General features: G+C 48.8%; 21 protein-coding genes. 15 read left to right on the top strand and 6 right to left on the bottom strand.

The window, feature by feature from the left end; genetic code table 11:
* Positions 1-33: 33 nt before the first annotated feature.
* From Q1B11_RS03355 to Q1B11_RS03340, 4 genes are all read right to left on the bottom strand, one after another.
* Positions 34-1,542: a hypothetical protein gene (locus Q1B11_RS03355; protein WP_299727480.1), complete on the bottom strand. Its 1,509-nt coding sequence runs from the start codon at positions 1,540-1,542 to the stop codon at positions 34-36.
* A gap of 268 nt (positions 1,543-1,810) precedes the next feature.
* The gene (locus Q1B11_RS03350) at positions 1,811-2,437 is read right to left on the bottom strand and encodes an NUDIX hydrolase (RefSeq protein WP_299727477.1); all 627 of its coding nucleotides are present in this window, start codon (positions 2,435-2,437) and stop codon (positions 1,811-1,813) included.
* 163 nt (positions 2,438-2,600) lie between these two features.
* The gene (locus Q1B11_RS03345; protein ID WP_299727474.1) at positions 2,601-3,683 is read right to left on the bottom strand and encodes an AI-2E family transporter; all 1,083 of its coding nucleotides are present in this window, start codon (positions 3,681-3,683) and stop codon (positions 2,601-2,603) included.
* A gap of 73 nt (positions 3,684-3,756) precedes the next feature.
* On the bottom strand, positions 3,757-5,247 hold the full coding sequence (locus Q1B11_RS03340) for a carboxypeptidase M32 (protein ID WP_299727471.1): 1,491 nt from the start codon (positions 5,245-5,247) through the stop codon (positions 3,757-3,759).
* Between the two features lie 445 nt (positions 5,248-5,692).
* Between Q1B11_RS03340 and rpsB the strand changes: the two genes are divergently transcribed.
* The 14 genes from rpsB (at position 5,693) to rnhB (ending at position 20,453) form a co-directional block, all read left to right on the top strand.
* On the top strand, positions 5,693-6,511 hold the full coding sequence (gene rpsB / locus Q1B11_RS03335; RefSeq protein ID WP_299727468.1) for a 30S ribosomal protein S2: 819 nt from the start codon (positions 5,693-5,695) through the stop codon (positions 6,509-6,511).
* A gap of 214 nt (positions 6,512-6,725) precedes the next feature.
* Positions 6,726-7,586 carry a translation elongation factor Ts gene (tsf, locus tag Q1B11_RS03330; protein WP_299727465.1) on the top strand — a complete coding sequence of 287 codons (861 nt, stop codon included), beginning with the start codon at positions 6,726-6,728 and terminating at the stop codon, positions 7,584-7,586.
* A 123-nt stretch (positions 7,587-7,709) separates the two neighbouring features.
* Positions 7,710-8,441, top strand: a complete 732-nt coding sequence (gene pyrH / locus Q1B11_RS03325) for a UMP kinase (protein WP_299727462.1) — start codon at positions 7,710-7,712, stop codon at positions 8,439-8,441.
* Positions 8,442-8,443: 2 nt separating this feature from the next.
* Entirely contained in the window at positions 8,444-9,001 is a 558-nt protein-coding gene (gene frr, locus Q1B11_RS03320; RefSeq protein WP_299728077.1) for a ribosome recycling factor, read from the top strand.
* A gap of 184 nt (positions 9,002-9,185) precedes the next feature.
* On the top strand, positions 9,186-9,977 hold the full coding sequence (locus Q1B11_RS03315; protein WP_299727459.1) for an isoprenyl transferase: 792 nt from the start codon (positions 9,186-9,188) through the stop codon (positions 9,975-9,977).
* On the top strand, positions 9,971-10,774 hold the full coding sequence (locus Q1B11_RS03310) for a phosphatidate cytidylyltransferase (protein ID WP_299727456.1): 804 nt from the start codon (positions 9,971-9,973) through the stop codon (positions 10,772-10,774). The genes Q1B11_RS03315 and Q1B11_RS03310 overlap by 7 nt, the downstream gene beginning before the upstream one ends.
* Before the next feature lie 4 nt (positions 10,775-10,778).
* The gene (ispC, locus tag Q1B11_RS03305) at positions 10,779-11,981 is read left to right on the top strand and encodes a 1-deoxy-D-xylulose-5-phosphate reductoisomerase (protein ID WP_299727453.1); all 1,203 of its coding nucleotides are present in this window, start codon (positions 10,779-10,781) and stop codon (positions 11,979-11,981) included.
* A 14-nt stretch (positions 11,982-11,995) separates the two neighbouring features.
* Positions 11,996-13,384 (top strand): sigma E protease regulator RseP, encoded by a 1,389-nt coding sequence (rseP, locus tag Q1B11_RS03300; protein ID WP_299727450.1) that lies wholly within the window; start codon positions 11,996-11,998, stop codon positions 13,382-13,384.
* A 117-nt stretch (positions 13,385-13,501) separates the two neighbouring features.
* Positions 13,502-15,826, top strand: a complete 2,325-nt coding sequence (gene bamA, locus Q1B11_RS03295; protein WP_299727447.1) for an outer membrane protein assembly factor BamA — start codon at positions 13,502-13,504, stop codon at positions 15,824-15,826.
* A 140-nt stretch (positions 15,827-15,966) separates the two neighbouring features.
* The gene (locus Q1B11_RS03290; RefSeq protein WP_299727444.1) at positions 15,967-16,476 is read left to right on the top strand and encodes an OmpH family outer membrane protein; all 510 of its coding nucleotides are present in this window, start codon (positions 15,967-15,969) and stop codon (positions 16,474-16,476) included.
* Between the two features lie 6 nt (positions 16,477-16,482).
* Positions 16,483-17,499, top strand: a complete 1,017-nt coding sequence (gene lpxD, locus Q1B11_RS03285) for a UDP-3-O-(3-hydroxymyristoyl)glucosamine N-acyltransferase (RefSeq protein WP_299727437.1) — start codon at positions 16,483-16,485, stop codon at positions 17,497-17,499.
* A gap of 258 nt (positions 17,500-17,757) precedes the next feature.
* Positions 17,758-18,540 carry an acyl-ACP--UDP-N-acetylglucosamine O-acyltransferase gene (lpxA, locus tag Q1B11_RS03280; RefSeq protein ID WP_299728074.1) on the top strand — a complete coding sequence of 261 codons (783 nt, stop codon included), beginning with the start codon at positions 17,758-17,760 and terminating at the stop codon, positions 18,538-18,540.
* Complete coding sequence (gene lpxB, locus Q1B11_RS03275; RefSeq protein WP_299727433.1) at positions 18,540-19,709, top strand: lipid-A-disaccharide synthase; 1,170 nt, start codon at positions 18,540-18,542, stop codon at positions 19,707-19,709. Before lpxA ends, lpxB begins: the two co-directional genes overlap by 1 nt.
* 126 nt (positions 19,710-19,835) lie before the next feature.
* Positions 19,836-20,453, top strand: coding sequence for a ribonuclease HII (gene rnhB / locus Q1B11_RS03270; protein ID WP_299727430.1), 618 nt, complete (start codon positions 19,836-19,838; stop codon positions 20,451-20,453).
* On the opposite strand, the gene Q1B11_RS03265 is transcribed toward rnhB, so the two are convergent.
* Positions 20,416-21,177, bottom strand: a complete 762-nt coding sequence (locus tag Q1B11_RS03265) for a hypothetical protein (RefSeq protein ID WP_299727427.1) — start codon at positions 21,175-21,177, stop codon at positions 20,416-20,418. The genes rnhB and Q1B11_RS03265 overlap by 38 nt on opposite strands.
* A 35-nt stretch (positions 21,178-21,212) precedes the next feature.
* Positions 21,213-22,175 (bottom strand): SET domain-containing protein-lysine N-methyltransferase, encoded by a 963-nt coding sequence (locus tag Q1B11_RS03260; protein WP_299727424.1) that lies wholly within the window; start codon positions 22,173-22,175, stop codon positions 21,213-21,215.
* Positions 22,176-22,385: 210 nt separating this feature from the next.
* On the opposite strand from Q1B11_RS03260, the gene dnaE reads away from it, so the two are divergent.
* Positions 22,386-25,895 carry a DNA polymerase III subunit alpha gene (dnaE, locus tag Q1B11_RS03255; protein ID WP_299727421.1) on the top strand — a complete coding sequence of 1,170 codons (3,510 nt, stop codon included), beginning with the start codon at positions 22,386-22,388 and terminating at the stop codon, positions 25,893-25,895.
* Positions 25,896-25,905 lie beyond the last annotated feature (10 nt).

Raw genomic sequence — 25,905 nt, 5'->3', positions numbered from 1 at the left:
TTTCATTATCGCCATAATCAGCTTTTTGGCTGATTATGGCATTTTGTGCAAGCGGTTATGGTGGGTTGGTAGTGAGGCTCTTGTTGTCCATTGTGGCGTTTGGTCTTTTTGAATAATTTGATTCAGCTCTCTTGCTGCATCTTCAGCATCAATTCGCTGAGACGGATCAACCTTTAGCATTTTTGCTATCAAGGTTCTCACTTCTGGGTGCAGAGTGATTTTCTTCAGATCGTTATCGATCAGTGTTTGTAAATCATTGCCGCTGCGTATCGGTACTACTTCGTATTTTGGGCCAATGATTTTCCTGGCCTTTTGCAGATTATCTTTGGGGGCATCCGGTGGCATAGGTACCCAATAGCCGTTTGCAAATAATTGTCTGTCGCCCAGAAAACTGGTGAGGAAAGAACCAACGGCAAACATGTCAGCTTTTGGCGAATGGATATGAGTTCGTTTTGTTTCCCAGAGGTTTTGCTGGCTGGTAGCGCACTCAGGTGCGAAATTAGTGGCTAGATAGGGGTTGTTGTAATGGAACATTGTATTTAATGGATTTGCGGAAGCATGTCCAAAATCGATGGGCTGAGTTTTGTCATCTTCACTGAAAATGAGATTATCTTTTTTGATGTCGAGAAGGTAAACACCTTTATGATGCACACGGCATAAAGTAGTTAACACGTCGTTGGCCAGTAGCAACTTTTTAGCGGCATTCTCATGCCCTAGCTTTCCTGCTCCAGTGCCTCTGGCGATATCCATGAAAATAATGAACTGTTTTTTTCCTGCTGCATTGACAGTGCTGGTATAACCATGGGCTTTTGGTGCGCAACCAGATTGGTTTTGCAGAGCTATTTCTCGTTTAACGGCCGCCTCGTCCGCAAACGCATTACCTGGTTGTGCTTTTTTTGCGGCGCACAGTATGGGTTCTGTCTGTCCGGGGAGCTTTACTAAAGCCATTTTTACTTTGCTCATGGATTGGCCAAGGATATAAGCATCGGTGTTGTTCTGTTTTTTATAATCCTCATGGGTGATTGGAAATAATTGACGAGCAGCAAGAAAAGAAAGGGGCTGGTTTTTGGTCACCTTTTTCATCTGCGCCAGCTGATTATCCGTGAATCCAAGCTTTCTTAATGCATACCCGGGTAATCCATTAAGAATTTGTGCGGTAAAGGGTTTTCCAGTATCTGTCGTTGCATTAAAGACAGTGAATGGTAGCCCTGTAGAGCGTTTATCGTGCCTGTTGTTGTTTCCGGGTTTTTCGTGGTAATCGGATAAAATATTTCTATTTGAAAGGGGCTGTAAACTGATTTTTCGATCGGTTAGAGCGCGTTTCAGAAAGTCTTTAGTCCATGAGTTTTTATGGCGAGGGTCATTAATAAATGTTCTGGCTTCAATAATGCTGACGGAATATTGTTTGGTAAATCCTTTCCAGAGTGCTTTTAACAATTGCGGAATGTGCAGGATGATGGATTCATTCCGATCCTGGGTGCGATTGTACTCCATTGCCGCGGCTTGAAAAGCGGCTAGCTGTATGGGCTGATTTGAATTCATTTTTCTGGAAACTGCTTAGGGTCTGTTGAGAAGTAATAATACCAATTCTGTTTTTAAATTATGGGCTGCGCAGCTATTTTGACCGACTGGATCTGCGTTGAAGTTCCTCGCCATAGCTACCACCCACAGGGCGTAAAGGCTATGACTCGTCTCTTCGCCTTGCCCAGTCGCCCAAAATAGCTTGCTCGTTCCACAATTAAAAAACGCCATTGGTATAACATCCTTGTCAGCAGGGGTAACCAATATTGAGTAAAGGTTAGACGTTGAATTAATCAAACGCGGTAGGTAGCTCAAGTGCGTTTTTGTGCTCAAGTAACAGTTTGATATCTCGAGGAAGGGTTCTGCCTTCAGAAAGTTCGGGCAGATCATTCACATCAAAAAAACCGATTTCTGAGATCTCGATATTTTCTTTAGGCGATCCACCGGTTAATTCGCAGAGAAATATCATTTTATAAATATGATGGGGGCTGCGAGGGTGGTATGGGTGACGCTGTGTATCTCTTAATGCTACCAATTTGATGGCTCTGGCAGTGTAACCAGATTCTTCGAGTACTTCTCTTTCGACGCCCGTTGAAGGTGGTTCACAGACATCGGCCCAGCCGCCAGGGAGTGTCCAGCAACCATCGGAACGCTCTCGCACCAGCAAGATCTTGTCTTCCAGAAACACGCCACCGCGGAGGTCCACTTTTGGCGTGCAGTATCCTTTTTCGGGTAGGAAGTAGTGATTGACTTTGTCTAAAGGTGCGTCGGTGAGTAAAGCGGTCATTTCGTGGGCAATGCTTTGTAGCTGGTGGTAGCGTTCGATATCGAAGTCGTCCCTGGAGAAGGTGAGTCCGTTCTGGGCGATGGCGCGGATTTGTTCAGCCCAGTCAGTCCAGGGGTTATTCGATGCCATATAACACTCCACCGTATTCTTGTTTATGAAAAATGATTATGGGTCTGTCCCGAAATAAGATCCAGATATACTGAGGCCTTGAAGTATCGTTGAGACTGTTATCCGTTATCCGTTATCCGTTATCCGCAGTCCGTGATCCGGAAAAGCATGGGTGGCTCCACTTTTATTCGGACAACGGACAACGGACAACGTTAGAGGCTTCAGTGGTTGTTTTACTGATGCTGTCGTCTGGTCCTAACAGGATAGCGACATTTCGCCAGCGTGCGGAGGATTCCATCATGATTTTTACAAACATGGTCAAAGGCACGGCAAGAATCATTCCTACCGGTCCTAGTAACCAGCCCCAGAAAATCAGGGATAAAAAAACCACCAGAGGCGACAATCCAAGGCCGTGCCCCATCACATTGGGTTCAATCACGTTGCCGATGGTTACGTTGATGGCCAGATAGCCCGCCATAATCAGCATGGCATCACCGGGGCCAAACTGCAGCAGCGCCAGAAGAACGCCCGGGATTGCGGCCACAATTGAGCCAACACTGGGGATGAAATTAAAGAGAAAAGCAACCAGTCCCCAGAGAACATAGAAATTCACGCCTTTTACCCAAAGCATCGAGCCAACCAGAAGACCGGTGATCATGCTGATTAGGGTTTTTAATGCAACGTATCGGTTAAATGAGTGCAGGAAGCGTCGCATGCTTTGCAGTTCATGGTCCGGTGATGACAGCGCGTGTCGCAGTTTGCCGGGCAGCAGGGGCGCTTCGAGTAACATAAAAATAGTGGCAATAATAATTAGCAGAGCAAAGCTCATGGTGCTGCCCACGGTGCCAATCATATTGGTTAGCGGTCCGATCAGTGCGGAGGGGTCGAAGGAATCGGTAATGGCGCTGAGATCCAGTGGAATATTTCGTTCTGAAAGATAGGCCTGGGCAGCCAGAAATTGTTCTGTCAGCTGCTCACGGTAGCCAGGCAGGGCGGCGGAGAAATCCCGTACGGTGCTGGCGATATTGCCCAGGAAATACAGGGCAAAAATAACAAAAGCGATGAGTGTGGAAATGATGCCAATGACCCGTGGCACTTTAAAGCGATGTAGAAAATTAACAATGGGGTTGGCCAGCAGCGTCAGCAGGGCAGAGAGCAGCAGTGGAATGACCAGAGTGCTGCCCAGTTTGATGCCTGTCATGATAATGATCAGGGCGGCCAGCCCCTGAAGCACCTGTCGAACCTGTGTTGATTTGATGCCCGGCATCGGGTGAACCTCTGGGACTGCTAGCAATGGAGGCGATTTCACCACAGATATGCCGGGCTGGCTACTGACAATACTACAGATAGCGTTGTTTTAGGTGCTCTTGAAAGTAATTGGCGTTTAAAGGCTCACCGGTTGCTCGCGTCATCAGGTCGTTTGTTGAGTAGCGTCTGCCTTGAGACCAGATATTCTCCTTCAACCAATCAAAAATTGGTGTCAGGTTACCCTGGCGGATCTGATCATTAATATCCGGCATGGCTTTTTTCTGGGCGGCAAATAATTGGGCAGCGGTCATAGCGCCTAATGTGTAGCTTGGGAAGTAACCAAAGGCGCCCATTGGCCAGTGAATATCCTGCATGCAGCCATTTTTGTGATCACCAGCGACATCCAGCCCGAGATAATCTTTCATTTTCTGCTGCCAGAGATCGGGAATGTCATTCACTTCTATATTGCCTTCGATGAGATCCCGCTCAATTTCGTAGCGCAGAATGATGTGTGCGGGGTAGGTGATTTCATCGGCATCCACGCGAATAAAGCCCGGGCGAACTTCGGTGTAAATCTTTTCAAGGTTATCAAGAGAGGCGAATGGTGCTTCTTTGCCGTTGCAGAGATGTTTGACGATCAATGGCTGTATTAAGGAAAGAAACTCAGAACTTCGGCCTAACTGCATTTCGAAGAACAGGCTTTGCCCTTCGTGAATGCCCATGGAACGGTAAAAAGAAATGGGCAACTCCGGATTATCTTTTGGCAGATTCTGGTTGTAACGGGCATGACCGGTTTCGTGGATGGTGCCCATTAATGCTTCGACAAAGTTATCTTCGCTGTAACGGGTGGTCATGCGCACATCTTCGTTAACCCCACCGCAAAATGGATGAGTGCTGACGTCAAGGCGTCCGTGATCAAAATCAAAGCCCAGCAATTTCATCACATCCAGACCGAGGGCTTTTTGGTTTTCTTGTGAGAATGTGCCTGTGGGCTGAATTGTCTTACGGCTGGCCTGTTTGTCCTTTGCTTGCTGGATGTAACCGGGCAGCCAGGTTTTCAGGTCGCCAAATAACGTGTCCAGCGCTTGGGTGTTAACCCCTGGTTCGTAGAGTTCAAGTAGCGCGTTATAAGCTGAGGTGCCGGTGTGCTCTGCTCTGATGGTGGCTTCCTGGCGGGAGAGGTTGACGACTTCCTGAAGATTTTTGGCAAAGCCGGTCCAATCATTATCGGCGCGCTGGGTGCGCCAGGCATGCTCGCATTGGTTGGAGGTCAGGGTTTGAGCCCGCACCAGATCATCCGGAATGATATTGGCTTTTTGGTACTCCAGGGTCATTTCTGCCAGTGAGCGTCGGGTGTCTTTATCCGTGACGTCTTTGTCTGCCTCCTGGAGCCATTGCCCCATGGCCTGATCCGTTTGTAACTGATGAAGCAGCGTATTCAGCTCCGCCAGTGCAGCGCTACGGGCGTTGTTGCCTCCAGGTGGCATATTGGCTGCCTGATCCCAACCGGCGATGGAGCCTAGGTGTTGTAAGCGGTAAATCTTCTGGAAACGTTCTACGAGGTTGTTGTATGCCTTGGACAAGGTGACGCTCCTGATGTTTGAAATGCTGGCTTTTTTATTGAAACAGGTTTGCATTTGTAGGTCGGCAATTCCTGCAGAATTACCGACCTGCGAGCTTAATGCTATTTCTTTTAGGCGCTATCTTACCCAATGGTTTGTCGTGTTTGTATCTTCTATGGATTATCGTGAAATTATGTCGCTTATGTACGATAGAGTTGGATGAAAAAGTTTCAGATATTTTCTGGATATGGTATAAAGCGTCGCTTGTTTTTCTTACCGGTTAACCGGAGGAAGAGCGGCGGGGGATAAATAAGCTCAATTATCTGGGCGATTTATGCTCTAAATTAATGAATGTTACATAGATCTCACGTACGCCGACACATGGTTCCGGGTGCCCTATCTTTAGTCAGAGACGGGTCGAACACATGGGGTGTATGGAGGCATAACCCTGAATCAGGAGATTCCCATGACTCAAGTCACTATGCGTGACATGCTCAAGGCCGGCGTGCATTTCGGTCACCAGACCCGTTACTGGAACCCAAAGATGAACAAGTTCATCTTCGGCGCACGTAACAAAATTCATATCATCAACCTTGAGCACACCCTGCCTGCTTTCAACGGCGCCCTGCAGTTCATTGGCAAGCTGGCTGAAGGCAAGAACAAGGTAATGTTTGTTGGCACCAAGCGTGCAGCTGGCAAGATCATCCGTGAAGAAGCGTCCCGTTGTGGTATGCCTTACGTTGATCACCGCTGGCTCGGCGGCATGCTGACCAACTACAAGACTATTCGTCAGTCCATCAAGCGTCTGCGTGACCTGGAAATCCAGAGTGGCGACGGCACTTTTGAAAAGCTGACCAAGAAAGAAGCTCTGATGCGCACCCGCGATCTGGAAAAGTTGGATCGTGGTCTGGGCGGTATCAAGGACATGGGCAGCCTGCCTGACGCGCTGTTCGTTATCGACGTTGAGCACGAGCGCATCGCTATTCAGGAAGCTAACAAGCTGGGCATCCCTGTCATCGGTATCGTTGACACCAACTCCAGCCCAGAAGGCGTTGATTACATCATCCCAGGTAACGATGATGCGATCCGTGCTATTCAGCTGTACCTGAGAGCGGCTGCTGACGTGATCCTGGAAGGCCGTGCTCGTGCGAACACCGGCACTGAAAGTGAATTCGTTGAAGTTGCCGAACAGCCAAAGGTAGCTGAAGCACCAAAAGCTGAAGAAGCTGCTCCTAAGGCAGAAGCATCTGAAGCACCGGCTGCTGAAGGTTCTGAAGAAGCCTGAGGTTCTTGAGATCCTGCTCCAGACGGTTTCTGGATTGCAGATCGATAAAGTGTCAGGAGTAACCTGAGTGCATTGTCGATAAAAATACAGAAACAGTTTGGAGTAAAAGGGGGCTTTGCCCCCTTTTTTCCGATGTGAAAATAACTTTTCTGGTTCGCTTCCAGTGATTAACAGGGAGGCGGAAAATAAAATTTCAATTTGAGAGGAATCAATCATGGCAGCAGTTAGTGCGGCAATGGTAAAAGAACTGCGCGAGCGCACTGGTCTGGGCATGATGGAGTGCAAAAAAGCACTGGTTGAAGCCAATGGTGACATCGAAGTTGCTATCGAAGACATGCGTAAATCCGGTCAGGCGAAGGCTGCTAAAAAAGCAGGTCGTATCGCGGCTGAAGGTATTGTTGCGGTTAAAGTTGCAGAAGACGGCAGCTACGGTGTTCTGGTTGAAGTGAACAGCGAAACGGACTTCGTTGCCCGTGACGACAACTTCCTGAACTATGTTCAGTCTGTTGTTGATGCTGCGTTCGATCGTAAAGAAACTGACGTTGCTGCTCTGATGGAAGGTGAGTTGGAAACGGCTCGTCAGGCATTGGTTCAGAAAATCGGTGAGAACATCGGCGTTCGTCGTATCGCTCTGGTTGAAGGTGGCGTGATTGGTTCTTACGTGCACGGCAACAGCCGTATTGCGGTATTGACCAAGCTGGAAGGCGGTAACGCTGACGTTGCTCGCGATGTTTCCATGCACGTTGCTGCGGTTAATCCACAAGTGGTTAACACAGAAGACATGCCTGCTGAGATCGTTGAGAAAGAGAAAGAGATCATCAAGGCTCAGCCAGACATGGCTGGTAAGCCAGAGCAGATCGTTGAGAAAATGATCGGCGGTCGTATCGGCAAATTCCTGGCTGAAAACAGTCTGGTTGAACAGCCTTTCGTTAAGAACCCTGAAGTGACTGTTGGTGCTTTCGCCAAGCAGGCTGATGCCACTGTTGCTGCCTTCGTACGTTTCGAAGTGGGTGAAGGTATCGAGAAAGAAGTTGTCGACTTCGCTGCTGAAGTTCGCGCTCAAGCTGGACTGTAAGTTTAGAAAGACCCGTCCTGGATAACAGGGCGGGTCTTTTTTATGTCCATTAAGAGTGTATACCCAATGCACTTTCTAGGTAGAATGTACGTTGGGTATTGTTAACAGATCCGGAAACTGAATATGCCAGCAAGTGATAGTCAACCCAAATACAAACGAATTCTGCTTAAACTCAGTGGTGAAGCCCTGCAGGGCGAAGGTGAGTTTGGCATTGATCCCAAGGTGCTGGATCGCATGGCGCTGGAGATCGGTCAACTGGTTGGCATCGGTGTCCAGGTAGGCATCGTTATTGGTGGTGGTAATCTTTTTCGCGGTGCGCAGCTGAGTGCGGCGGGCCTTGACCGGGTGACCGGCGATCATATGGGGATGCTGGCAACGGTAATGAATGCCCTGGCCATGCGCGACGCCCTGGAGCGTTCCAATATCAATACTCGTGTGATGTCAGCAACACCTATCAGTGGTGTGGTTGAACATTACGACCATCGTCGTGCTATCCGATATCTGGGTACCGGTGATGTGGTGATCTTTTCTGCCGGAACCGGTAACCCATTCTTTACTACTGATACCGCTGCTTGCCTGCGAGGCATTGAGGTGGGTGCAGACGCGGTATTGAAAGCGACCAAGGTGGATGGTGTCTACGATAAAGATCCGGTCAAACACACTGATGCGGTGAAATTTGATCAGCTGACCTATGATGATGTCCTCGAACGTAAATTAGGCGTGATGGATTTAACCGCTATCTGTCTGGTTCGTGATCAGCAGATGCCGGTGCGTGTATTTAACATGAATAAGTCTGGCGCACTGTTGAATCTGGTGGTCGGTGGTAATGAAGGAACACTGGTAAACGGGGGTTAATGATGATCAATGAAATTAAAGATGATGCAAAAGAACGCATGGGTAAAACCATTGAATCGTTGACGGTTGCCTTCAACAAGATTCGTACGGGTCGTGCTCATCCAAGTCTTTTGGACGGCGTTCGTGTTTCTTACTACGGTTCTGAAACACCACTCAGCCAGCTGGCGAACATTTCTGTAGAAGATGGTCGTACGCTGGCGGTACGTGTCTGGGAAAAACAAGTCGTTCCGGATATCGAAAAGGCGATTATGAAGTCTGATCTGGGGTTGAATCCATCCACTGCCGGAGAAGTGATTCGTATCCCTTTGCCGCCGCTGACAGAAGAGACTCGCAAGGGTTACACCAAGCAGGCTCGTGCGGATGCTGAGCACGCGCGAATTGCTATTCGTAACATTCGCCGTGATGCGCTGGCTGACGTGAAAGAGCTGGAAAAAGAAAAAGAGATCAGTGAAGACGATGAGCGCCGTGCTCAGGATGATATCCAGAAGCTGACTGATCATTTTGTTGCTGAAGTGGATAAAAATCTCGCAGCAAAAGAGCAGGATCTGATGGCGATCTGATTGCTGGCTTTACTGTCTGGCCTCGGCTGGGGCTAACATTGGGAGTACGCATTGGCTACTCCCTTTGGATTAGACAGGCGTCAGTTGTCATATGTGTGTCGTCATGAGCTTGCTTTTTGTTTCCGGCTCCTTCAAGGTTGAAAGTTACACTTATTAAACCTGCCCATTGTCAGATCTTTTATTCATGGCCAATTCCTCATCTCAGTCAAGCAGTTATAATCAGGATTCTCTTACGGAGAGTCTGCCAGATAACCTGCCTCGCCATGTCGCAATAATTCTTGATGGTAACAATCGCTGGGCCAAAAAGAACAACCTGCCCGGGCTTTCCGGTCACCGCGCTGGTGTTGAGCGGGTACGTGAAGTGGTTGAGGCCTGTGGCGATTTTGGCGTTGAAGTGCTGACGCTGTTTGCGTTTAGCAGTGAGAACTGGAATCGACCTGCTATTGAAGTGAATGGTCTTATGCGCCTGTTTCTGCGAGCGCTGAAAAAAGAGACTGGCAAGCTTAAAAAGAACCGGATTCGTCTGAAAGTGATTGGTGATACTTCCCGGTTCAGCAGAGATATTCAAAAGTACATTCGTGAGGCTGAAGCGTCCACCGCGGAAGATTTTGCGGTTACACTGGTGATTGCAGCAAACTATGGCGGTATGTGGGATATTACTCAGGCAGCAAAACAGGTTGCGGAAAAAGTATCCCGCGGGGAGTTGCGGCCGGAAGATGTCACTGAGTCCGTACTGGATAGTCATCTCAGTACGGCGGGACTGCCGGCACCGGATCTGTTAATCAGAACCAGTGGCGAACAACGAATCAGTAATTTTTTGCTCTGGCAGTGTGCCTATAGCGAATTTTATTTTACCGAAACTTTATGGCCGGATTTTGGGCGGGATGCATTTCGACAGGCATTGTCGAATTATTCCTGCCGACAGCGACGATTTGGCAAAACCAGCGAGCAGGTGGAGGCTGAAACTGCGTGCTGAAACAAAGAATTATAACTGCCTTGATATTAGCGCCGCTGGCTCTGGCAGGAGTGTTTCTCCTGCCATTAACCGGATTTGCATTATTTATCGGCTTGATCATTATGATAGGCGCCTGGGAGTGGGCAAATCTCTCTGGCTTTGAGCGTAAACTGCCCCGATTGCTTTATGCTTCCGCTATTGGTGCCTTATGCGCGGCCTCTATTTATATGCCAACCAATTGGATGCTTGCTATTGCTGGTGTGTGGTGGCTGGTGTCACTGATGTTGGTAAAGGGTTATCCGAAAAGCAAAGTCTGTCTTAAAAATCGCTACATTCGTTTGGTTATGGGTGTATTGACTCTGGTTCCTGCGTGGTTCTCACTGTTTATTATGAAACAGATGAGTGATGCCTCTTTGCAGATCGCAACCGTATTGATCGTCGTCTGGGCGGCGGATTGTGGGGCGTATTTTGCCGGCAAACGATTTGGTCGTACTAAATTGATTGAGCGTGTCAGCCCTAAAAAGACTCTGGAAGGGTTGGTCGGAGGATTACTTCTGGCGGTGCTTCTGGCTGCAGTTGCGATTATCGTAGGCCGAAATGGATTGGATCGAGGCGTACTCTTTTTATTGACGACCATCGCCACCGTTTTGTTCTCGGTGCTTGGTGATCTATGGGAAAGTGTCCTGAAGCGCGAACGGGGAGTGAAAGACAGTGGTAGTCTTCTTCCCGGGCACGGAGGCGTGATGGATCGAATTGATAGCCTCACTGCCGCAATCCCGATTTACTTACTGACAGTTGTTGTTTTCAGAGGAATATAACTGAATGACGTCGGCTTCTATTCAGCAGGTGTGCGTGCTGGGCTCTACCGGGTCTATTGGCAAAAGCACTCTGGATGTTATTGCCAGAAACCCGGATCGTTATCAGGTGCATTCACTGGTTGCTGGTCAGAATAGTGATGTGATGCTCGAGCAGATTCGCCAGTTTCGCCCTCAACGGGTGGTGATGGCGGATGCGGATGCTGTAAAAAAAATACAGAGTGTGTTGACGCAAGAAGGCATAAAGCTCGCCTTGGAGATGGGTGTAGAAGCCATGTGCAGCGCAGCTTCTGATGCCGATGTTGATGTGGTGATGGCGGCAATCGTTGGCGCAGCTGGACTGGCGCCAACCTTGGCAGCGGTCAATGCAGGGAAAAAAATCCTTCTGGCTAATAAAGAAGCGCTGGTCATGACCGGTGCTTTGTTTATGGATGCAGTGAAAGCATCGGGCTCTGTTTTGTTGCCTATTGATAGTGAGCATAATGCGATCTTTCAGTGTCTTCCGGGCAATTATCAACAGGGGCTTGAGGTTACCGGTGTCCGGCGCATATTGTTAACGGCTTCTGGTGGGCCATTCCGCAACGCGCCCGTGGAAAGTTACGCGCAGATTACCCCAGAGCAAGCGTGTGCACATCCGAACTGGAGTATGGGACGTAAAATTTCCGTGGATTCCGCCACCATGATGAATAAAGGTCTTGAGTTTATCGAAGCCTGCTGGCTGTTTGATGCGAGGCCTGATCAGGTGGAAGTGGTGATTCATCCTCAAAGTGTGATCCACTCCATGGTGGACTATATTGACGGCTCCGTACTGGCTCAAATGGGCAATCCTGATATGCGAACACCCATCGCTCATGCGCTGGCATGGCCTGAACGGATTCCTTCCGGTGTGGCGCCTTTGTCATTAATGGAGGTGGCTCGTCTGGACTTTCAAGTGCCTGATATGAATCGCTATCGTTGTCTTAAACTGGCTCAGGATGTGGCAGTCAGCGGTGGAACTGCAGCGGCTATGATGAACGCCGCTAATGAAGTGGCCGTAGGCGCCTTTTTGAATCGCAAACTGCGTTTTGATCGCATTCCTGATGTTATTGATGCAACGCTTCAGACATTGCCGGTCGTGGGTGCTACCGAGTTGGAACTGGTGTTGGAAGCGGATAAAGAAGCCCGTGATCTGGCACAGAAACAAGTATCTCAATTACAGGGTGTTGCGTAACTATGGAAATGCTGTTGGCGCAAGTAGGAAGCTCCGTTCAAACCATTTTTGCCTTTGTGATCACCCTTGGGATTCTGGTGAGCATTCATGAGTTTGGGCATTTTTGGGTAGCGCGCAGATGCGGTGTGAAGGTGCTTCGTTTTTCTGTTGGTTTTGGTAAGTCGCTCTGGAGTCGTACTGATCGACAGGGTACTGAATATTCCATTGCCCTGATTCCTCTGGGCGGCTATGTAAAAATGCTGGACGAGCGCGAAGGCCCGGTTTCCGATGAAGAGAAACACCTGTCGTTTAATAGTCAGCCCGTTCTTTCGCGAATTGCGATTGTGGCTGCGGGGCCTATTGCGAATTTTCTACTGGCAATAGTGGCTCTCTGGTTGATGTATCTGGTGGGTGTTCGCACGTTAATGCCTCAGGTGGGCGAGGTGTTGCCAGAATCCCCCGCCGCGGTTGCGGGTATTTTACCCGGTGATGAAATTGTTGCAGTGGATGGCGTGGAGACGCCGGGATGGCAGTCTGTCAATATGGAACTGCTGGGCAGTCTTGGCGAAACCGGTTCGGTTACCTTTGCTGTGCAGCCGGGCGTACCTGGGGAAGTGGCGTCTGATAGCCCGGTTCGCGATAAAACGGTTCAGATTTCCCACTGGCTGGTAGGTGAAGAGCAGCCAGACCCCATTCGTTCTCTTGGTATTATTCCTTTTTCCCCTGAAATTCCTGCGGTGATCGGCCAGATCGCTGAAGAGGGTGCGGCCCATCGAGATGGCCTGTTATCCGGTGATACCGTTCTTGAAGCCAACGGCGAACCGGTTTTTGACTGGATGCATTTTGTCGAGATTATTCGTGCCAACCCAGAGACACGTGTTCAACTGGATGTGCTTCGTGATGGAGCCCCGGTCTCTCTTGATTTGATCCCTGGTAGTCGCGAAGTGGAGGGTGTTGAGACTGGGTACATTGGTGCCGGTGTTGCCCGGGTCAGTTGGCCTGAAACCATGATTCGTCATCTTCAATATGGCCCTGTGGATGCTTTGGTAAAAGGTGCAGAAGCCACCTGGTCGCTGACAAGTATGACACTGGAGTCCATCTGGAAGATGATTAAAGGGCTGGTTTCAGTGAAAAACTTGAGTGGTCCGATAACCATTGCTAAAGTGGCTGGCGCGTCCTTTGAATCAGGGCTTGAGAATTTTCTCTACTTTCTGGCCATGTTGAGTGTCAGCCTTGGCGTATTAAATCTACTTCCTATACCGGTGCTGGATGGTGGTCATCTACTGTTTTATCTGGTGGAGCTGGTAAGAGGCAAACCGCTTTCAGAGCAGGCTCAAACTTTTGGTATAAAAGTGGGAGTGACTCTGGTGGCCGGCGTCATGATGCTGGCCATGTATAACGACTTGAGTCGTTTATTTCAGTAGTCTTAACAGGCTTAATTATGGATGGAGAAGCATTGTCTTCTCTGCGACTAGCGAAGAACGTTGAAGTATTATGTTTTTCACGTTAATGCACAATGAACACGGATAAGAACGGATTCCATGAAGCGATCACTGTTGTCTCTGCTGATTGGCTCACTAGCCATGGCGCCTGGCGCCAACGCCTTTGTCGTCTCAGATATCCGGATTGATGGCCTTCAGCGGGTTTCAGCCGGAACAGTTTTTAATGCTCTGCCTATGGAGGTTGGAGACGATATTCAATCGCCTGAAATAGCCGGAGCAACCCGAGCTCTGTACCAGACAGGCTACTTTAATGATATTCGTATGTCCCGGGATGGCAATGTGCTGGTGGTTGCGGTGGTTGAGCGGCCTTCGATCAGCGCTATTGATATCAAAGGCAATAAAGCCATAAAAACAGAAGACCTGATGAAAGGTCTTGAACGTTCGGGTTTGGCTGAAGGTGAAATCTTTCAGCAGGCAACCCTTGAAGGTATTCGTCTGGAGCTTGAGCGCCAGTACGTTGCTCAGGGTCGTTATGGCGCAAGCATTACAGCGAATGTGGAGCCACAGCCCCGTAATCGTGTAAAGCTCAGTATTGATGTGAAGGAAGGCAAGGTTGCCACGATTCAACATATGAATATTGTGGGCAATAACGCTTTTCCAAAAGAAGAACTGCTGGAGTTGTTTGAGCTTCAAACGGCTGAGTGGTATCAGTTCTTTACCTCGGCTGATAAATATTCCCGTGAAAAACTTTCTGGTGATTTGGAGCGGTTAAGGTCCTGGTATCTCGATCGCGGCTATATTAATTTCAATATCACGTCTACTCAGGTTTCCATCAGCCCGGATAAGCAAAGCGTTTATATCACCACCAATATTGATGAAGGTGATAAATATACGATCAGTGACGTTAAGCTGGCAGGTGATCTGGTGATTCCCGAAGCGGAAGCTGAAAAGCTGCTGCTGGCGAGAAAGGATCAGGTGTTCTCCCGTAAGCTGATCACCACCACGGAAGAAATTCTCAGTCGTCGATTGGGGAATGAAGGGTATACCTTTGCCAACATCACTGGCATTCCAAAACCCGATCACGATAATCAAACGGTTGAATTGACGTTCTTTGTTGATCCGGGTCGTCGTGCTTACGTCCGCCGGATTAACTTCTCCGGTAATACCAAGACGGATGACGAAGTACTGCGCCGCGAGATGCGTCAGATGGAAGGTGCGTCTGCCAGTACCCATAAAATTGAGCAGTCCAAGGTGCGTCTTGAGCGTCTGGGTTACTTCAAAGAAGTCAACGTAGAAACGCCACCGGTACCTGGAACTAATGATCAGATCGACGTTAACTACACCGTCGAAGAGCAGCCTTCTGGCAGTGTGACCGCCAGTGTGGGTTTCTCGCAATCCGATGGTTTGCTGTTGGGTGGCTCTGTCAGCCAAAGTAACTTCCTGGGTTCCGGTAACAAAGTCAGCGTTGGTCTGAACAAGAGTGATGTCAGCCAACTCTATAACTTCAGCTTCATGGATCCGTACTACACCATCGATGGTGTTTCCCGTGGGTTTGACGTGTATTACAGAACCTATGACTACAGCGATACGGATATTTCCAGCTACGCTGCGGACACCTTCGGCGGAAATGTTCGATACGGTTACCCACTGTCGGAAACGGAATCCGTCAGTTTTAGTCTGGGTGTTGATGGTACTGAGATTTCAACAGGCTCAGGTACGCCAAAAGTCATTACAGAGTATCTCGATGAAGAAGGTAAAAAGTTTACCAACATCAAAACATCGTTAGCCTGGTCTCAGTCCGAATTGAACCGTGGCCTGTTGCCTACGGCGGGGCACTCTCAGAGCCTGTCGTTGTCTGCTGCTGTTCCGGGCTCCACGACCACGTTCTACAAACTGGTTTATAAGGGGCAGTATTTTCAGCCGATTACCCGCAGCCTGACTGCGCGTTTCGCAGCCCGTCTGGGTTATGGTGATGCTTATGGCAGCACATCTGAAATTCCGTTCTTTGAAAACTTTTATGCGGGTGGCTTTGGTTCTGTGCGGGGTTATAAAGATAACTCCCTCGGTCCAAAGGCTCCACAAAGTGGCGGTAACCCAAATGACTTGAACAGCATTGGTGGTAATGTTCTGGTGGAAGGTACTTTTGAAGTGCTCTTCCCATTACCTTTTGTGAAAGATCAGCGTTCCCTGCGAACCAGTGTTTTCTTTGATTACGGTAATGTGTTTGATACTTCCTGCAGTACCACTGCCGATCTTAAAGATTGTACCAAGCCTAAGTTAAACGAGCTGCGCTATAGTGGTGGTTTGGGTCTTACCTGGATTACACCACTGGGGCCGTTGACGTTTAGTTTGGCTAAAGCGCTGAACTCCAAAGGCGAAGATGAAACTCAGACGTTCCAGTTCTCTTTGGGAACACCGTTCTGATATTAGTGTTTTAACTGATTTAAAAGGTGCCAAACGGCACCTTTTCTTTATAGAATGGCCTTTTTGCCGATATTTGCAGGTGTTTTATTGCAATGTTGTCACTGCTTATTGGTACAGATTACTTAAATCACAGGAGAGATATGTTGAAATCCATCAGACTGGCTATTCTTGCCCTGATTATGCTTGCACCCTTTGCCAGTGCAGTTGAAGCCGCACAGGTTGGCGTATTGAACCAAGCGGCTGTGTTGAGCGAATCCAATGCGGGAAAACGTTATGCAAAAGCGTCCGAAGCTAAATTCAAACCGCAGATTGATAGTATTGAGAAGCTCAGAACCGAGCTGAGAACCATGGAAGAAAAGCTGCGCAAAGATGGCCAGACGCTCAGTGAAGAACAGTTGAAAATTCGTCAGTTGGAAATGCGCCGTAAGGTTGAAGATCTTCAATTGAAAGATCGTCAATTGAGAGTAGAAAAGTCTGAAGCTGATAATGTTGAAATGCAGAAGCTTATCCCTATGGTTCAGTCTGCCATTGATCAGGTAGTTAAAGCCAAGAAACTGGATCTCGTACTGGATCGCCAGGCTGCTATCTATGTTAGCCCGAGTATTGATATAACCCGAGATGTTGTTGACACCCTGAACCAAATGAAGTGATGTTCCATGAGTGATGTATACTCTTTGGCAGAACTGGCTGAGTATTGTGGAGCCCAGGTGAAAGGAGATCGTGATACAGCGATCTCTGGCCTGAACACCCTTCAGGATGCTCGCAGTCATGAATTAAGTTTTCTTGCCAATCCAGCCTATGCCAGATATCTGGAAACGACCCAGGCTGGTGCTGTTATCCTTAGTCCAAAGATTGCAGAAGATTATTCAGGGAATGCTCTGATCCTTGATAACCCTTATCTTGGTTATGCAAGGCTGTCTTCCTTGTTTGATACCGATCGTGGGCTTGCATCAGGCGTTCATCCAAGTGCAGTGGTTGATGGCAGTGCCCAGATAGACGGTAGTGCAGCTATTGGTGCCAATGTCGTTATTGAAGCGAACGTTCACATTGCAGCGGGTGTGCGTATTGATGCGGGCACGGTGATTGGGCACGACTCGGTCATTGGTGAAAATGTTCGATTGCATCGAAATGTCACGATCTGCCATGGTGTCTCCATTGGTGCTCGCTCCATTATCCATTCTGGCGCAGTGATTGGCGGTGATGGTTTTGGCAATGCGCACTCTGATGGTAAGTGGCACAAAATCTCACAGATTGGCGGCGTGGTTATTGGTTGCGATGTCGAAATTGGCAATAACACCTGCATTGACCGTGGTGCTCTGGGTAATACTGAAATTCACGACGGCGCTCGTTTGGATAACCTGATTCAGATTGCTCACAATGTGGTGATTGGTGAGAACACAGCAATTGCTGCCAGTGTCGGCATATCTGGCAGTACCCGAATTGGTAAAAACTGCACTATCGCCGGTGCCGCAGGCTTTGCCGGTCATTTAATCATCGCTGATAACACCTTTATCAGTGGTATGGCAATGATTACCAACTCCATTAAAACCCCGGGGTCTTATTCTTCCGGTACCGGTTTTATGGATAGTCGGGAATGGCGGAAAAATGTGGTTCGCTTCAGACAGCTGGACGACCTTGCCAAGCGTTTAAAGAAACTCGAACGAAACACCTGACTGATGGAAGTACCTTCAAAAATGGAAAAGGCTGTTGTACAGCCTTTTCCATTTTTGCCGGTCAAACTTTTCCGGTCATTCTTTGCCTGAAAAGCCTAGTTTGATGATGGTGGTTTGATGATGGTAGTTTGATGATAGTATTGTCTGTTCTGAAAAAGTTATGTGTGCAAGAAAGGAAATAGCGTCTTGAGTGACACACTGTCCAAAGAATATGAAGTGGTTGACCGTATAGAGGCGGTTGATCCTACGACGGTGGATATTCATCCAACGGCAAATATCCATCCCCAGGCCATCGTTGAGCCGGGTGCCCGTATTGGTGAACGGGTTGAAATTGGTCCATGGACCTTTATTGGTGCCGATGTCGAAATCGGAGCGGATACCCGCGTTCATTCCCATGTTGTCATTAATGGTAAAACGACGATAGGCCGAGAGAATCGGATTTATCAGTTTGCCAGTGTTGGCGAAGAGAATCAGGACAAAAAATACGCAGGTGAACCAACCCGACTGGTGATTGGTGACAACAATATTATCCGCGAAGGTTGTACTATTCACCGTGGCACCGTTCAAGATAACTGGTTAACGACCATCGGTAACAATAATCTGCTGATGGCTTACGTTCATGTCGCTCACGATTGTGTCATTGGTGACAACTGTGTGATTGCCAACAATGTTGCCCTCGCAGGCCATGTGATTGTGGGTAACAGTGTCATTATCGGTGGTTATACGACGGTTCATCAATTTTGTCAGATTGGCAATTACAGTATGAGCGCGGCGAATACGGCGTTGTTTAAAGATGTACCCGCTTTTGTCATGACCAGTGGCAACCCGGCTGCTGCCCATGGTATGAACTTCGAAGGCATGCGTCGTCGGGGCTACAGTCAGGAATTGATTGGTAAACTCCGTCAGTGCTACAAAATTATTTACCGTCAGGGCCTCAGAACTACAGAAGCGATTGAGCGCCTTGAAGCCATGGAACCCGTGCCGGAAATCCTATTGTTGATTGATTCTCTTAAAGCATCCACCCGTGGAATTACCCGTTAATGATCAATGCTGGCACCTCACGGAAGACATTAAAGCGTGTTGCCATCGTTGCCGGTGAAGCCTCTGGTGATTTGCTGGGGGCAGGGCTGGTACGAGAAATAAAACAGCACTATCCTGATGTAGAATGCTATGGCATTGGTGGTCCGTTGATGCAGGCGGAGGGATTTAACACACTTTTTCCCATGGAAAAGCTGTCCGTTATGGGGCTTGTGGAAGTGTTGGGTCGCCTTCGTGAGTTACTGGGTATCCGTCGTGATTTACGGGAGCGGTTCATCGCGGATCAGCCGGATGTTTTTATTGGTATTGATGCACCAGACTTTAATCTGGCGCTTGAGCGAAAACTAAAATCAGCGGGTATTCCAACCGTTCATTACGTCAGCCCGCAGGTATGGGCATGGCGCGAGAGTCGATTAAAGAAGATTAAGAGCGGTGTTGATCACATGCTGGCGCTGCTGCCCTTCGAAGTAGATTATTATCGTAAGCACGATGTGCCTGTTACTTTTGTTGGTCATCCACTGGCTGATCAAATTCCTATGAATCCTGATCAAAATGCAGCCCGAAAGGAGCTTGGCATTAGTGATAATGTCCAGCCTGTGATCGGTCTTTTACCTGGAAGTCGCAGCGGTGAAGTGTCTCGACTGGGTTCATTGTTTCTGGATACGGCGCGTTTACTTTGCAAAGAATACCCGGACGCCCGGTTTCTGATCCCCTGTGCTAATGAACGACGGAAGCAGCAGATTCTGCCCATGGTGGCACAATACCCGGATTTGGATGTGACGGCTTATGATGGTCAGGCGCAAGCGGTGATGACGGCGGCGGATGCGATCCTGATTGCCTCAGGCACCGCGGTGCTTGAAGCGGCTCTGCACAAAAAGCCACTGGTGGTGAGCTATAAAATGGCACCACTGAGTTTTGCCATCATCAGCAGGCTGGTAAAGGTGAAGTATGTGGCTTTGCCGAACCTGTTGGCCGACAGAGAGCTGATTCCTGAGTTGCTTCAGGATGATGCGACCGCAGAAAACCTCTGTGAAGCTATGGTTAGGGCATTGAATGATTCGTCTTATCGAGAGTCATTGCAGCGTGATTTCTCTCAGATTCATACACAGCTGAAACAGGATGCCAGTAAGCTGGCTTTTGACGGCGTGATGTCGGTGATTTCTGAGCCTTGAGTCGTAGGTCAGTAACCCAAAGGGTTGCCGACAATCAACACCTGCAGGCCTTCGAGATGTCGGCAATTCTTACAGAATTACCGACCTAAAGGTTTCGCGACAGCCTCATAAACGGAATAAACAGCCATGAAACAGCATCAATTTGACCTGCTCAGTCATGAAGAAGAGCCCGGTTTGATTATTGCCGGTGTTGATGAAGTCGGGCGAGGCCCGTTGTGCGGTCCAGTGATTACAGCTGCCGTTGTTCTTGACCCTGCTCGACCGATCCCCGGCCTTAATGATTCCAAAAAACTGTCTGAGAAAAAGCGCGATGAACTGTTCGATTTGATTTGTCGTGATGCTCTGTCCTGGTCGCTTGGCAGAGCTGAAGTGGCTGAGATTGACGAGCTAAACATACTCCACGCAACCATGCTTGCCATGCAAAGGGCGGTGGAAGGTTTAAGCGTAACGCCTGATCTGGCTTATATTGACGGCAATCGTTGTCCAAAACTGGCTTGTCGTGCAGAGGCGGTAGTGAAAGGCGACAGTCGTGTAGCTGAGATCGCTGCCGCTTCCATTGTTGCTAAAGTCACTCGAGATCGGGAAATGGCTGTTCTTGATAAAGAGTGGCCCGGTTATGGTATTGCAGGTCACAAAGGCTACCCAACCAAAGTTCATATGGACGCACTCAAGAAATTGGGGGCTACGCCCATTCACCGGCGGTCTTTCAAGCCGGTGCGGGAAGCGCTTGTGCTTGTTGATTAGCAAGCTTTCTCTTTTCGGCCAGAGTGTCGTGAGCTTCTTTTAATTGCATTTTTAACGTTTTCAAATTGACCCGCTGCTGATAAATATTGGCAACTAAAATGATTGCCATTACAGGCATTGTGTAAACTGCAGAGACAAACATTCCGTTACCAAACGGGAGGCAGTTGCTGGAAAGTGCGACACAGGTTGTGGCAAGTAATGTGGTCGCTGCCAGCGTTGAAACCACAGATATAACACCGACTTTTACTAAATCTTCCGTTTCTAGATTAATGGTGGGCAGGTTATCGTGGCATCCATTAGCAAAACCCAGCAGTGCTCCAATGGCAATCCCGGGTATTGCTGTATCCAACACACCTCGAAGAACGGCATTGATCCAGGCTGGCCCTTGAACCACCGCGATGCCTTTTGCCAAATAAAACTCAGGGTTAAACATCCATGTCAGTTGCCCATGGACAACCCCATAAACAATGGTTCCCAAAATACCGACAATAGCCAGTTTGGTTGTACCGCTTATTTGGCCAGAACCTTCCAGCTTCTCAATTTTTTGATTGATGCGTTCTATTTCATAAAGAATGTCTTCTTCTTGAACGGTGGGTCGCTGTGCAGAAGATAATGTAGAGGGTTGCTCAAATGCTGTTTGACCAGGTTCATCTGCAGACAGTGTTGCAATAAAACTCCCTGATAGGATGAATATAAATAAAGCGTATAAGGATAATCTATTCATTTCTACAACTCTTGTTTCCGTTGGTATGGGAAGGCTTACTTCCAGTAATGCCTGCCGTAGTCAATTAATAGTTCGGAGCCTTGCTTAATCGGCGCAGTACTGGTGATAAGAACATAGGGCCAGTTCCTGTAGACGACGATAACAAAACAGCAGTTGTCCTTATAATACGGATCAGATTCAACATAGGTGGTGTTGGCATTTATACAAATGGTGATATTGCCATGTGCGTAGCCAAACAGATTAATCTGCATACCGTGCATAGAGCAGTCTACGGAATAGCGGCCAATGTTGGCACCGTGTCGATTTCGCTCGCTGTGAAGGTCATTACCCACACAGTACATACCACCGTAGGGCGCAATAATGCTAAGTGGTGGAATATCTCTTGCTGCTATAACGCCAAACTGGCCGTGCAGTTTTTTTCGAGGGTCTGATGCAGGAATAAGAAAAGACATCATACGTTGATCCAGCGTGTTCTTTCTTTTCTCGCTATTGAGCGATAGCCAGTATTCAATGTGAGACTCCCAAAAGTCCGATGAAAGAAACGCATGTTTTTTGTCGTGTTGCGATAGATACGTTTTGAGGTTTTCCGGAAGGTGGACGCTGGTAGTTGAGGGATACTTTGCTAATGACTGCTGCAGAACCCGAGCATTGTTCTCAAAAACGGCAATGGGGGATCGGTTATCCCAATAACTGATGATCGATGGCTGTTTCAAGGCCTTGTTATTGCGTTTTCTCCGGTTTATGGCTTGCTTCTTTATCAGACGATTTTGTAAAAATGGCTGAATCGACAAAACGTTGAGAAGGGGCGGTTCCTCGGAGACTGTTTTTTTTCTTTGGAATAAGTCAGTTTGCTCCAACAAAGGTGAATTTTTATTGGCAGCTGGTATCCGTTGTTGGCCTTCATAGGCTGCTGGTTTTTTACGTCCGCTGGCTTCCACAGACGTGCAGCGGTCAATCGATGAATGCCGGGCATTAATGAACTGGGGTAGAGGTAGCATGGCCTAAGTGCGGCTCTTCATTGTTAACGACTATTTTATTGTTAATGGATCTAAAGCATTTAAAGATAGATCAAGTTCTGGTGTTGGCAAGCGGCTCTGCTTTCAACGAGCTACTCAGCGAGTTAGCAGGATATCGAAGCGACAACCATTTGTGACACCAGACCCCCGTTGGTATCATATCGAGATTGCCATTCAGGATTTCCCCCATTCATGACTGCACCTTTTATCCACCTTCGGGTACACACGGAGTACTCTCTCAGTGACGGCTTAATCCGTATTAAATCGTTAATAAGCGATACGGCGGCAGCTGGATTGCCGGCGGTGGCAGTGACCGATCAATCCAACCTCTGCTCACTGGTGAAGTTTTACTCTGGTGCCATGTATGCCGGTATCAAGCCCATTTGTGGGGCTGATCTATGGATTGAGAATCCGGCGGATGTTTATGCCCCAAGCCGACTGGTGTTGCTGTGCATGAATGAGCAGGGCTATCACAATCTGACGGAGTTAATCTCCCGGGCCTTTATGGAGAATCAGCGCGGTGACAAGGCGCTGGTGAAGCGGGAGTGGGTGATGGCTCAATCTGAAGGGTTGATTGCCCTTTCTGGCGCTCGTGAAGGTGAGGTTGGACGCGCCATTCTCTCCGGAAAACAGGGGCAATCCGCAGAGCTGTTAAAAGAATGGATGGCTGCTTTTCCTGAGCGCTTTTATCTGGAGCTGCATCGTACAAACCGGGCAGGGGATGAAGAGTGTGTGCATGGTTCTGTGGCTCTGGCGGCAGAGTTTGATTGTCCGGTGGTAGCCACTAACGATGTAATGTTTCCCCGCCGGGAGGATTTTGAAGCCCATGAATCCCGAGTCTGTATTGGTGAAAGCGTGGTGCTGGACGACCCGCGCCGTGAGCACCGTTACAGCGAAGAGCAGTATCTGAAATCTGTCGATGAGATGGCGGAACTGTTTTCCGATATTCCTGAAGCGCTGACCAATTCGGTAGAGATTGCCCGTCGTTGTTCCATTGATGTGAAACTGGGTGAATACTTCCTGCCTGAATATCCGGTGCCGGAAGGAAAAACCATGGATGAGTTTTTTCGGGAATTTTCCCACGAAGGTTTGACGGAGCGTCTAGAGTTTCTGTTCGACACCAGCGCACCGGATTATCCGGAAATCGAAAAGCTTTATCGTGATCGATTGGATTTTGAGCTGAATACCATTCTGCAGATGGGGTTCCCCGGCTACTTCCTGATTGTAATGGACTTTATTCAGTGGTCCAAAAACAACGGCATTCCCGTTGGGCCGGGTCGTGGCTCCGGTGCCGGGTCTCTGGTGGCTTATGCCCAGAAGATCACGGACCTTGATCCTATAAAGTACGACCTGCTGTTTGAACGGTTCCTCAACCCGGAACGGGTATCCATGCCGGACTTTGACGTCGATTTCTGCATGGAAGGCCGGGATAAGGTTATCGATTATGTGGCCCGCACCTACGGACGTGATGCGGTTTCCCAGATCATCACCTTCGGTACCATGGCGGCCAAAGCGGTGGTGCGGGATGTTGCCCGGGTTCAGGGTAAGTCCTATGGTCTGGCAGATCGTCTGTCGAAAATGATTCCCTTTGAAATCGGCATGACCCTTGGCAAAGCGTACGAACAGGAAGAAACCATTCGGGAATTTCTGGGCAGTGATGAAGAAGCCGCTGAAATCTGGGAAATGGCGCTCAAGCTCGAAGGTGTGACCCGGAACGTTGGCAAGCATGCCGGTGGTGTGGTGATTGCCCCCACCAAGCTAACCGATTTTGCCCCTTTATATTGTGATGAGCACGGCAAAGGCGTTGTTACCCAATACGATAAAAACGATGTGGAGTACGCCGGGCTGGTGAAGTTTGACTTCCTGGGCTTGCGTACGCTGACCATCATCGATTGGGCGTTGAAGCTGATCAACCCAAGGCGCAAAAAGCAGGGCGAAGAACCTCTGAACATCGAAGCCATCGATCTGGAAGACAAGTTTTCCTACGATATGCTAAAGCGGGCAGAGACGACGGCGGTATTCCAGTTGGAATCCCGGGGTATGAAGGATCTGATTAAACGACTTCAGCCCGATTGTTTTGAAGATATTATCGCACTGGTGGCGTTGTTCCGTCCTGGTCCTTTGCAATCCGGCATGGTGGACAACTTCATCAACCGTAAGCACGGCCGGGAAGAGTTGTCTTTCCCGGATGCCCAATATCAGCATGAATCCCTGCGACCCATTCTGCAGCCCACCTACGGCATTATCCTGTATCAGGAACAGGTTATGCAGATTGCCCAGGTGTTGGCGGGTTATACCTTGGGTGGTGCGGACATGCTCCGGCGTGCCATGGGTAAGAAAAAGCCCGAAGAAATGGCCAAGCAGCGGGAAGTGTTCAAAGACGGCGCCACAGGGCAGGGGATTGATGGCGAGTTGTCCATGAAAATCTTTGACCTGGTGGAAAAATTCGCCGGTTACGGGTTTAACAAGTCGCACTCTGCCGCCTATGCGCTGGTTTCTTATCAAACTTTATGGCTGAAAGCCCATTACCCATCGGAATTTATGGCGGCGGTCATGAGTTCCGATATGCAGAACACCGATAAGGTGGTGACCTTTATCGAAGAATGCCGGGATATGGGGCTGAATGTATTGCCGCCCAGTGTGAACAGTGGCGCCTATATGTTCGGCGTGAACGACGAAGGTCATATTATTTATGGTCTGGGTGCGATCAAAGGCGTGGGTGAAGGCCCTATTGAATCCATTGTGCGCGCGCGCAATGAAGGTGGTGAGTTCAAAGATCTGTTTGATTTCTGCTCCCGTGTGGATCCAAAGAGTTTAAACAAACGAGTGCTGGAAGCATTGATTCGTTCTGGTGCGCTGGATTTATTAGGGCCTGCTGCCAACAAACCAGAAAAACTCAATTTTAACCGTGCGGTGCTGGATGCCAGTCAAGCGGAAGCCATCAAGGCGGCGGATCAGGCAGCGAAAAATCTCAGCTCCGGGTTGATGGATATGTTTGGCGCACTGGTGCCTGCCGGTGAAGAGAATGTATACGACAAGTATCTGAACACCGGCGAGTGGACAGATAAGGTTCGTCTTGGTGGCGAGAAAGATACGCTGGGCCTGTATCTCACCGGCCACCCCATTGATGAGTATGAATCGGAAATACGACATTTTATTCGTAATCGCATCAAGGATCTTCAGCCAGCCAGAGGCGATAGCCAGAACATTGCCGGGCTGGTGGTGGATTTTCGGGCAATGAGAAATAAGAAGGGCGACAAGATGGGCTTTGTTACCCTGGATGATCGAACCGGGCGTATTGAAGTGTCGGTGTTTTCAGATGTGTTTAACGAGTATCAACACTTGCTGCACAAGGACGCAGTATTAGTGGTGGAAGGTGAAGTGACCTTCGATGATTATTCCGGCAGCCTGAAAGTTCGCGGTAAGAAAGTGATGAAACTGGTGGATGCCCGTAGTCATTATGCCAAACGACTGGTGCTTGAAGTGAATCACGATCAGGTTGATGGGCATTTTAGCCGAAAATTATCGGCCATGGTCAGTGAGCAGCGGGGCAACCTGCCAGTTCGAATTGATTATCACCGGGAAGATGCCAGTGCCAGCTTACAGTTGGGAGACCAGTGGCGGGTTAGCCCAAGTGATGAGTTGGTGCTGGAATTACGGCAGTGGTTGGGTAAACAGGCCGCTAAGGTTGAATACTCCTAGCCCCTGGCAA

Origin of the sequence: uncultured Endozoicomonas sp. (assembly GCF_947495845.1) — a bacterium.
Taxonomy (GTDB): domain Bacteria; phylum Pseudomonadota; class Gammaproteobacteria; order Pseudomonadales; family Endozoicomonadaceae; genus Endozoicomonas.
Note: the sequence above shows the minus strand (reverse complement) of the source record. Positions and strands in the feature narration are given on the sequence as shown.